The organism is Caulobacter sp. SSI4214 (genome assembly GCF_012184455.1).
Lineage (GTDB): Bacteria > Pseudomonadota > Alphaproteobacteria > Caulobacterales > Caulobacteraceae > Caulobacter > Caulobacter vibrioides_E.
The window spans coordinates 34,875-44,014 of record NZ_SZWJ01000035.1; the positions used below are offsets into that span (position 1 = coordinate 34,875).

The 9,140-nt window shown below is 70.1% G+C and carries 9 protein-coding genes; 3 read left to right on the forward strand and 6 right to left on the reverse strand.

All coding sequences use genetic code 11. From position 1 onward, the window contains the following. The first annotated feature begins 1 nt into the window (after position 1). Positions 2-2,437 (forward strand): prolyl oligopeptidase family serine peptidase, encoded by a 2,436-nt coding sequence (locus FCU40_RS12190; protein ID WP_168075239.1) that lies wholly within the window; start codon positions 2-4, stop codon positions 2,435-2,437. Here FCU40_RS12190 and FCU40_RS12195 read toward each other — a convergent pair. The 4 genes from FCU40_RS12195 to FCU40_RS12205 all read right to left on the reverse strand — a co-directional run bounded on the left by FCU40_RS12195 (position 2,434) and on the right by FCU40_RS12205 (position 6,042). Continuing rightward, positions 2,434-4,191 (reverse strand): asparagine synthase-related protein, encoded by a 1,758-nt coding sequence (locus FCU40_RS12195; RefSeq protein WP_168075241.1) that lies wholly within the window; start codon positions 4,189-4,191, stop codon positions 2,434-2,436. The two genes, FCU40_RS12190 and FCU40_RS12195, sit on opposite strands and share 4 nt — an antisense overlap. A gap of 1 nt (position 4,192) precedes the next feature. Further along, the gene (locus FCU40_RS12200; RefSeq protein WP_168075243.1) at positions 4,193-4,846 is read right to left on the reverse strand and encodes a lasso peptide biosynthesis B2 protein; all 654 of its coding nucleotides are present in this window, start codon (positions 4,844-4,846) and stop codon (positions 4,193-4,195) included. Between the two features lie 196 nt (positions 4,847-5,042). After that, positions 5,043-5,174, reverse strand: coding sequence for a hypothetical protein (locus FCU40_RS23535; protein ID WP_275052051.1), 132 nt, complete (start codon positions 5,172-5,174; stop codon positions 5,043-5,045). Between the two features lie 295 nt (positions 5,175-5,469). Then, complete coding sequence (locus FCU40_RS12205; protein ID WP_168075245.1) at positions 5,470-6,042, reverse strand: GntR family transcriptional regulator; 573 nt, start codon at positions 6,040-6,042, stop codon at positions 5,470-5,472. 385 nt (positions 6,043-6,427) lie between these two features. Here FCU40_RS12205 and FCU40_RS12210 point away from each other — a divergent pair, with 385 nt between their 5' ends. After that, a complete protein-coding gene (locus FCU40_RS12210) occupies positions 6,428-6,868 on the forward strand; it encodes a helix-turn-helix transcriptional regulator (protein ID WP_275052052.1) in 441 nt (146 codons plus the stop codon). On the opposite strand, the gene FCU40_RS12215 is transcribed toward FCU40_RS12210, so the two are convergent. Continuing rightward, positions 6,865-7,203: a DUF736 domain-containing protein gene (locus tag FCU40_RS12215; protein ID WP_168075249.1), complete on the reverse strand. Its 339-nt coding sequence runs from the start codon at positions 7,201-7,203 to the stop codon at positions 6,865-6,867. The two genes, FCU40_RS12210 and FCU40_RS12215, sit on opposite strands and share 4 nt — an antisense overlap. Before the next feature lie 354 nt (positions 7,204-7,557). On the opposite strand from FCU40_RS12215, the gene FCU40_RS12220 reads away from it, so the two are divergent. Continuing rightward, on the forward strand, positions 7,558-7,944 hold the full coding sequence (locus tag FCU40_RS12220) for a hypothetical protein (protein ID WP_168075251.1): 387 nt from the start codon (positions 7,558-7,560) through the stop codon (positions 7,942-7,944). Positions 7,945-7,993: 49 nt separating this feature from the next. Here FCU40_RS12220 and FCU40_RS12225 read toward each other — a convergent pair whose 3' ends face one another. Then, a complete protein-coding gene (locus tag FCU40_RS12225; protein WP_168075253.1) occupies positions 7,994-8,326 on the reverse strand; it encodes a DUF736 domain-containing protein in 333 nt (110 codons plus the stop codon). Between the last annotated feature and the right edge of the window lie 814 nt (positions 8,327-9,140).

Consider the following 9,140-nt stretch of genomic DNA (forward strand, 5'->3'; position numbering starts at 1 on the left):
CATGCGACGCTTCACGCCGTTGGCGCTTTGCTGCGCCTTGATCCTGGGCGCTCCGGCCCAGGCCGAGCCCTTCACCGTCGACCACCTGCTGGCCCTGGAGGAACTGGGACCGGTGCGCATAGACCCGTCCCAGCGCTGGGCGGTGATCCAGACCTATCGGCGTTGGGACCAGGCCCAGCGCTACGACCTCGACTACTGGACGCTCTACAGCCTCGGCGACTTGCGGGTGGTGGACTTGGCGCGGGCCACAACGCCCCGCCGCCTGTCACCCGACGACGGCGCGGGCTACGTCGCGGGACCATTCTCCCCCTCGGGGCGGTCCATGGTGATCCTGCGGGTGCGCGATGGAGACTGGGAGCTGGGCGTCGTCCGGCTGGCGGACGGCGACATCCGCTGGCTGGGCGTAGCCCCGGAAATCCCCTCCTGGGGACGCAGCATCGTCTGGCGCGGCGAGACCGAGCTGGTGGCGGCGGTGCGCGCCGGCGACCATCTCAATCGCGCCTTCGGAATCGGCTGGCAGGCCCAGGCGCGCTTGACCCAGCAGTGGGCCGCCCAAGCCCGCGGAGAGACGACGGCGGCCGTGGCCGGCAGCGGCCGTTATCGGGCCATCACCCCGCGCACCCCGCAAGGTCGCCTGGTGCGCGTGACCTGGGACGCCGCGCCCCGTGTCGAGACCCTGGCGGTCGGCGACTTCGTCGATCTGGAACTGGCGCCGGATGGTCGGAGGGTGGCGGCCTTCTCCCAGGGCGCGGAGAGCCAGGCTGGTCTGGAGGGTCCGGTCTACAGCGGCACGGCCTATCGGCGGCAGACCCTGACCCTGGTCGATCTGACCACCGGGCGGGCCTCCCAGCCGTGCGGCGACTGCGATATCATGGCCCGCCTGATGGCTTGGTCGGGCTCGGGACGCGAGCTGATCGTCTATGCCCGGCGGGGCGATGTCGGCTGGTCCAAGGGCGGTTTCCTGCGGATCTCCGAGGGCGGCGCCACGCCTCTGGCCATGCCCGGCCTGGAGCCCGCGCTCGGCAAGGCCGCCGACAACAGCGAACTGGCGTCGGCCACATGGCTGGGAGAGACGCCCGTGGTCTATGCGCGCCCGCTCGGTTCAGCGCAGGGTCGCGCGGACTGGCGGCAGCTGACGGCGAACGGCTGGCGCAATCTGACGGCCAAGCTCCCCGAACCCTCGCGGTTTCTCGTCGCCAAGGACGCCGAGACCCTCACCTTAAGGGCGGCCGATGCGATCTGGCGGGTGAGCGCCGATGGCAAGACCGCGCGGCTCGACGGCGATAGCCCCCTCGGCGATCTGTCCGATCCTCCCCAGTCCGAGCGCCTGCTCGTCAACGCGCCCCGGCCGCTCGCCAATCTGACGCGGGTCAGCAAGACCGCTGGGCGGATCCGCTTGGCGTCGGGCGCGCCTGGCGGTCCGACCATCGTCCTGCCGGCCGCCGATGGCGCCGAACTCCTGGCCGCCAGTCCGATGCGGCGCGGTGCCATCATGCTGGATCGCTCCGCCGCCGGCGTTCAGCGCCTTTCCCTGGTTCGTCCTGGCCAACCGCCGCTGGCGCTCGTCACGCTCAATGGGTGGCTCGACAAGGTCGAACCCGCGCGGCGGATCGCCGTCCGCCACGCCAGTCCCGATGGGAAGGCGCAAACCAGCTGGCTCTACCTTCCAGCCCACCCCAGCTCCGAGCGCTCGCCGCTGGTGGTCATCCCCTATCCCGGCGACAACGCCAATACCCGCTTCGCCGACCAGAGCCCCGGCCTGGCGCGACTATTGACCAACGCCCAAGTCCTCGCCGGCCATGGCTACGCCGTGCTGGTCCCGGCCCTGCCCTACCAGACCGACAAGGAGCCGGCCGAGGGCTTCGCCGCCCAGGTCGAGACCGCGGTCGACGCGGCGGTGGCCCAGGGCGGCGTCGATGGCGCGCGGGTGGCGGTCTGGGGCCATAGCTACGGCGCCTACGCCGCCCTGCTGCTGGCCACCCAGAGCAAGCGCTTCGACGCCATCGTCGCCTCGGCCGGGCCCTCGGACCTGGCGAGCTTCTACGGCAAGACCGGCGTGCATGCCGCCGCCTTCCCCGAACTCGGCTCTCCGATCGCCGCCTCCGCGGCCTGGGCCGAAACCAGTCAGGGACGGATGATGGTCCCGCCCTGGGTCGACCCGGAGCGCTACATCCGCAACAGCCCGTTCTTCGCGGCCGACAAGGTCACCGCGCCGGTGATGTTGATCTATGGCGATCTCGACAAGGATCTGGGCCAAACCCAGCAGATGTTCGCCGCGCTCTATCGACAGAACAAGGACGCTCAGCTGATCATCTACCGGGGTGAAACCCATGTGATGATCGCTCCGGGCAACGTCCGCGATCAATATGCGCGCATCCTGGCGTTCCTGGACGAAGCTTTCGCCAAGCCCGCCGGCGCGGCGCAGACGACGCCCTAACCGGTCCGCGCCTCGATCGTCGCCGACCAATGCCGCGCCCAGGCCTCCAGGATGGCCGCCACGGTCAGTTCGCCCGAATGGTCGAACCAGATCAGATGGTCACGCCGCAGGACGGCGTCGAGCTTGTGGCGATCGAGCAGGCCCGCCTGGACCAGCCGGCCATCCATCAGCCAGGGTCGTAGGAAGTCCAGGCTGGCGGCCATGCTCCGCGCGAAGAACACCGAAAGGTCGCCCTTGTAGCGGCGATCGCGGATGGAGGCTGGCAGGCGCGCGGCGAAAGCCGCCCTGGCGTGGGCGCGATCGCCGTCGCCAGCCGCCAGGATCGTCGCCGGCACGGCCAGGCAATGTTCGACCACGGGCTGGCTAAGCAAGGGATGCAGGATCGCCGCGCCCCGTCCGCGAACACTGGCCCCAAAGACGGCCTGGTTATTGGTGATCGCCTGGATTTGCAGTTGCTTGGCCAGGCTCACCCCGGCGACGTCTTCCAACCATGGATGTCGCTCCGCGCCTTCAGCCTGAGCGGCGGCCTCCGTCAGAAGGCTCGAACTGGGCATCGGCGCGACATGCGCCGATCGCGCCGCACAGGCTTCGGCGATCAGCCCCCAGACCGAGCGGCGCATGCGCCGCGCCAGGGCGGAGAGCGCCGCCAGGCGGCCGCCGACCACCGGGCGGCCGCAAAGCAGTTCGGCGGCCAGACCCGCCGTCGCCATCTGGAAGAACACCGCGTCCCCGCCTTGGCCAGTCACCAGGGCGTCAGCCTCGAAGCGGCCAAGGGCCCGCGCCAGGGCCCGGTCGTGGTCCGGATCGGCGGCGTTGAAGCTGGGACGCGGCGCGGCGGCGACATCGTCGAGTTTGTCGGCGTCCAGCACCAACAGCCCGCGCATCTCACAGTCCAGCCTAAGACCGGCCAGGTCCGCCGCCGCTCGAGCATAGGCCCGCTCGTCCGCCTCGGGCTCGGGCCAGGCATGGTTCAGGCCGGCGATCACGGGCGCGCCGGCGCGCTGGAGACTGGCCAGCACGATCGCGGAATCCAAGCCGCCCGAAACCTCGGCGAGGACGCCCCTCCGCCCGGACGCCAGCGCCGCGACGGCCCCGTCGACCACGCGCTCGAGCGCCCGGGGATCGCTCGAAGCAGCGGGTCCGCGCACACAGGCGCCGGGCGTCCAGAACCGGTCGATCCGATCGCGTCCCTGATCGAGCGCGCCCGGCGAGGCTGGCCGTACGCCCTGCAGCGGGATCAAGGCGCTCGACAAGTTCTTCTGGCGCAGCAGGCGCGCCAGGGCGGTCCAGTCAATCGCCAGATGGCCGGGCGACAAAGGTCCGTGCGTCAGGAGCGTTGACGAGACGATCTCGACGCCGCCCCTCGACCAAAGGACAGCTTCCAGGCCGCCCATCGGATCGCGGAAGACACCCAGAGGCGCCGCCGGCGACGGCAGCACCGCGACATAGGCCCCAAAGACCCGCGCCGCCAGCTTCCGGGCGATGGTCTCAGGATCGCCGCCAAACCCGGCGAGGTCGGCGCGCTGGCCGTGACCTTCACGCGCGGCCTGGCTGTCGAACGCCTCGCCGATCAGGAGACCGCCCTGCCCTGGTAGTCGCTGGACCACCGGCTCGCGCGGTCCGCGGGTGAAGGCCGCCAGTCGATCGGTCTCGACCCGGACGGTCCAGTCGCCCTCGCGCGTCAGCCAAAGCCGTTGGTCGGCGGCGGTGGCGGCGGCCTCCGCCGGCCAGGCCATCGCCAGATAGTCGCCCATGTCAGGCCGCCATGATCGGGTGATAGGCCACCAGCCGTTCGAGATCGTCGTCGAGGGCCATGTCGCCGACTTGCAGCCAGCAGTGGGCCATGAACGGCCAGACCCTCACCCCGAACACCCAGCGCGGATCATGGCCGCGCGCGCGCAGAAAGAGGCGCAGATGGTAGCTGCGCGACAGGCACTCGCCATCGATCGGCAGCCAGGGCCGCAGGCGCTCGAAACCCGCCAGATCGGCCGACAGGTCCGAAACAGACGCGATGGGCGTTGAAGGCGTCCCTGAGCCGATCAGGTCCAGAAACGAAAGGTCGGCCAGTCCCCGCCTCGCCCTGAAGGTGGCCTGCAGCGCCGCCAGGAGTCTCGGCCCGACGGACGCCGTCGCGCGTGGCGGCCACATCGAGCGGGTGGGACGCGGGGGAAGCGACGGACGGACGGTCGACCTGGGCGAGAGAAGCCCGGCCTCGACCAGGTCATCGAGCGCCGAAGGATCGCGCGCCAACACATCGCCGGACGGCGTAAAAGCCAGATGGCGCGCGCCATCGGTGATGCAGAAGTACATGTCCGTGCTGGCGTCGAGTAGGACCACATCCTCGTCGATCACGACGGCATGGACGTCCTTGGCCAGATAGAGCCGCCCGTCGGCGCCGCTCGCCTCCATCTTAGACCATCCAGCGATAGAGCGGACGCGTGGGCTTTGGCGCCCCATCGAGCATGCCCCGCGCGCGGGGCCGGGCTTGGCCCAGGACGGGCCGTCGCGACCGGGCGGAGGGGGTGGTGAGCTTGGCGCGGTATGATGTCATCGATCTCTCCCGGTCGCGCCGCGCGACGCTGGCGCCGCGCGGCGGCTGGCCCGTTCACATGTACTTTTCGATTGGGTTCAGCGGCTCGGGGATGGCGCCGCCGCCGCCGGAGCGGGTCAGGCGCGAAGCCGCGCCAAGGCGCAGCAGGCAGGACGGGCGGACGGGCGTTTTGGTCGCGCGAGGCATGAAACCTCTCCTGGATAAGCGGCCAGGCGGCGCCCGGACGCATTTTTGGATGGACAGTCGTCGCGCCACGCGGCGGGAAGTCTCGCCGCGCGGCGCGGCGCGGTCAGGCGAAGCGCTCGACCGGGTTCAGCGGCTCGGGGATCGAACCCTGGGTCGACGTGCGGGTCAGGCGCTTGGCCGACCCGACACGGATCAAGGTGGTGGTGGTGTTGCGGGTCATGGCGACCTCCTTGGGGTTGAACTACCGCCCATTGCGGCCCCACAAGCAGGCGTCCCTCAGGTCGTATATTCAAATCTATATTCGCGGGGGCCTGAGGAGCCCCAACGAGGCCGCCAGGATCTTGCCGCTGGCTACCGCCCGTCGGTCGAAATAACGGGCGATCGCCCGGCCGCCTCGCCCTGCGGCCAGAGCCGCGACCATCCGATCGCGTTCCGCGGCCAGGTCCGTGAACACGCTGGCCTCCGCCGCGGCGAACGCCGCCAACTGAGCCCGCACCCGCTGAAAGGCCTGGCCCAGCGCGCGGCCGCCGTCGGCCTGTTCCAGCCAGCGCATCGGATCATCGCCGGAGCACGGCGGCGGCGACGGGGTCGCGGCCGCCAGGGCCAGAGCCAACACCCGCGCCAGGCGATAGAGCTCGGCCAGGCTGGTCGGGTCGTGGACGACGCCGGCATAGCCGGCGCTGGTCCGCGCGATCAGTCCCTCTCCCGCCAGCCGCGCAAGAGCCTCGCGCACCGGGGTGGGACTGACCCCCAGTTCGGCCGCCAGGCCATTGATCGGCAGCACCGCGCCTTGCAGCGGACCGGCCCGCGCCAGTCGCGCGCGCAGCGCCGCTATCGTCCTGTCGAAGGGATCGCGATCTCGGCCCACACCCTGCTCCCGAAGAAAGCGGAGTGTTCTCCGTGGCGATCGTTGGCGTCGAGAAAGATCCCCCGACGATCGCCGTCGCGCCCGGACGAATCCCAGGCGGACCTTGCGGCGCGCGGCGTTTCAGGGGACCAACCACGATCCGCCGCGTGCGTCACGCGCGATCTCCGCCGGTCGAACGGCAGCGCCATCCATCCGGCGACGGATCAATACGCGCCCACTTTTTCACGGATCGCCAAGCCCTTTCGCAACCTCGTCGGTTGCTCGACGAAGCGAAGTAAAGTCTGCTACGCCATCTAGAGTTGTTTATAGTGCGGAGCGTTGCATGTTTGGCTCGCCCTCGACGCCGCTCGCGCGCCAGGCCCAGTTGCTTCGCCAGGTCCTGAGGATGCTTCGAAAGGAGCGAAGGATGACAGCGGCGGAGGTCGCCGCCGGCATGGGTATCGCGGTGCGGACCTATCAGGATTTCGAAGCGGGCAAGGGCGACCTTGATCTCAACAAGATCCTACTCTTCGCGACGGCGACAGGCACCGACGCGGTGTCGATCATCCTGGCCTTGCTCTTCCGCGACCCGGATCTGGCCCGTCAATCGATGGACAACAAGCTGCCCACGACCTTCTGGATCTCCTTCAGGGAGTTCCGCGACGACGTTGGCGAGCAGCTCAACGTCGTGCCGCCCGCCCTGCTCCTGGAAGGGTTTCGACGCGTCTATGAGGAGATCAGGCTCTACTTGCGCAAGCGGGCCGACAGCGCCGAGGACTGGCTTGAGCGGGCGATCGCCGAGGCCTATCGACCGCCCGATGACAACGAGACCGACGATCAGGCCTAGCCTGGCCCAGGCGGCGGCGCGGCCGGTTGGGTCGGGGGCTCGACCTTGCGCATCCAGGTCAGCGGCAGCACGCCGTCCTCGGCCGCCATCAAGCGGGCATTGATCGGTTCGGGCCAGCTGGGATCATCGAGCTTGAGATTGAGCAGGGCTCCAGAGGCGTCGGCGACCCGCCAGGCCGCTCCACACTCCTTGTCGCCGATGAGGGCGACATAGTCCGGCGCCTTGCTGGAGAACTTCTCGCTCGGCGTCAGGCGCAGGTCGGCGTCGAGGGTCAGGGTGGTCAGGCGTCCGGCGAAGCCGTCGCCGTCGCGCCGGAAGTGTCCGATGGTGTTCATGGAGATGCTCTCGCCGCTCGCCGGGCCAAGCCTTCGACGGCGGTCCAGGAGCCGGCGGGGGGAGAACCGGCGTCGTCCTGGACCGCCGCCGCCGACCACCGCGGGGGAGACGGGGCGATCGGCCGCGCGGGGTGCGAAAGGGACGCTTGGCGGGCGGGTGGAAGCGTCCTCGCGGATCCCGCAAAACCGTTCTGTCGCAAGGCCTTACCCCTATCAATACCGTCGGTCCGTCGAGCGTGCAGAGGCAGGCTCTGGCGTAGAATCGGCGAGGACGGCAATCCTGGCCGTGGCGAGAACGGACTCCACAAGAGACAAATGTTCTGCTTATGTTCACACGAAACGAGGGAGGCCGATATGCGGGACGACACCATCATCATCGACGGCGTGGCGTTCATGAGCCTCTACCATCACGACGGCCGCTTCGTGCGCGGCGATGGCCTGTTCGCCTTCGCCCGACGCGACCCCGACGGCGGGCGCACCATCCTGCACTTCGAGTTGGCCCAAGACATCCATCGCGTCGCGGGCCCTGACCATCCGCGCTGGGCCTACGCGGTAAGCCAAGGCATGAACGAGCTCCTCGTCCATTTGGCCGGGTCGCAGCAGCGCCCGGGTGAGACCGCTCCCGATGCGGTCTCGCGCCCGATCCGGTGGGCCATTCATCCAGACGACGTCGTGGAGGACGCCTCGGAGGCGGCGCATGCCGCCGATGGCGGCGAGGCGTTGATCGCCAGCATGGCCTAGCCCTGAAAAGATCTGGCGCCCGCCGCATGGCGGCGGGCGCTGCTGGCCGTCAGACCTCCTCGTCGTCGGGCTGACCAGGCTTGGTCGGACGGCTCCAGACCAAATCGAAGCCCTCCTCGGCCGCGTGCAACCGGGCGAACACCGGGGCCGGGAAGCTCGGGTCGTCGAGCTTGAAGAGCAGATAGTCGTTGCCCGCGCGCGACTTGCGCTTCCAGGCCGCCCCCAGCTCGACCGTGCCGGCGCTGATCCGGAAGGCCGGCTGCTTCTTGGCGTCGTCGCACTCGACCGCCCGCAGGCGGACATTCTTGATGGAGAGCTTGAGCGAGCGAATGGCGCCCGTGTAGCCGTCGGGGGTGGCGGTGAAGTGACCGATGGTGGACATCTGAAAAGCTCCTGCTGGTTTGCCTGGCCGCGCCGATCGCGGCCTCGATGGCGATCCATGGACCGGGGCGATCGGCCCGGCGCGCAGGACGCGGCACGCGGCCCCGCAGCACCGCGAAGGACCGCGGGCGGCGGCTGTCTTGCCTCGCGAGGAATGGACGAAGGTCCAGGGGAAGACAGTCGCCGACTAGGTTGCGGGCGGGCCCGCCTCGGTCGGATCAAAGCCGGAAGAGGACGTGAGATCGGGTCGGCCAGGCCGACCAGCCGGGGCGCGAAGCAACCCGCCATCGGTCTCGTCACCCCGCCCCCCGGGATGGCGCCAACCATCATCAGCTGATCAAGCGCGCCTTCAAGAACGCGCCCGCGTGGTCGCCCGCGACGACGCCAGGAAGCAACCGGCCCTGGGCTTCGGCGCCGGCGCGGTCGCGTCGGCTGCGGCCTGGAAGCGTAGATGGCGGACGGGGAAGATTTCCCTGCCGCCCATGCGCCAAACCGATCCTCCCGCCTCGATGTCCGCCGGCGCCCGCGCCGGGGCGGTGTCCGTCAGATCTGGCGCCCGCCGAAGCCGGCCAGCCCGACGACGAGGAGGTCTGACAGCCAGCAGCGCCCGCCGCCATGCGGCGGGCGCCCCTGACCTCTTCATCCGCCAGGCGGGCGGACGCGCCGCCCCGCTCTCTGACTACTCGGCGGCGACCAGGTCCCGCGCCTCGTCCGGGATGTCCTGTTCGACCGACGTACCGCCAGCCGGCGCGACGCCCCCGAGCGCCGCTTCGCCCGGCCCCTCCGGCTCGGCCCTGGCCGTCCGCAGCAATTTG

Bases quoted from the DNA above. Each gene is read 5' to 3' on its own strand.
- FCU40_RS12190 (WP_168075239.1), top strand. From the start codon at position 2: ATGCGACGCTTCACGCCGTTGGCGCTTTGCTGCGCCTTGATCCTGGGC.
- FCU40_RS12195 (WP_168075241.1), bottom strand. From the start codon at position 4,191: ATGGGCGACTATCTGGCGATGGCCTGGCCGGCGGAGGCCGCCGCCACC.
- FCU40_RS12200 (WP_168075243.1), bottom strand. From the start codon at position 4,846: ATGGAGGCGAGCGGCGCCGACGGGCGGCTCTATCTGGCCAAGGACGTC.
- FCU40_RS23535 (WP_275052051.1), bottom strand. From the start codon at position 5,174: ATGCCTCGCGCGACCAAAACGCCCGTCCGCCCGTCCTGCCTGCTGCGC.
- FCU40_RS12210 (WP_275052052.1), top strand. From the start codon at position 6,428: ATGCTTCGAAAGGAGCGAAGGATGACAGCGGCGGAGGTCGCCGCCGGC.
- FCU40_RS12215 (WP_168075249.1), bottom strand. From the start codon at position 7,203: ATGAACACCATCGGACACTTCCGGCGCGACGGCGACGGCTTCGCCGGA.
- FCU40_RS12220 (WP_168075251.1), top strand. From the start codon at position 7,558: ATGCGGGACGACACCATCATCATCGACGGCGTGGCGTTCATGAGCCTC.
- FCU40_RS12225 (WP_168075253.1), bottom strand. From the start codon at position 8,326: ATGTCCACCATCGGTCACTTCACCGCCACCCCCGACGGCTACACGGGC.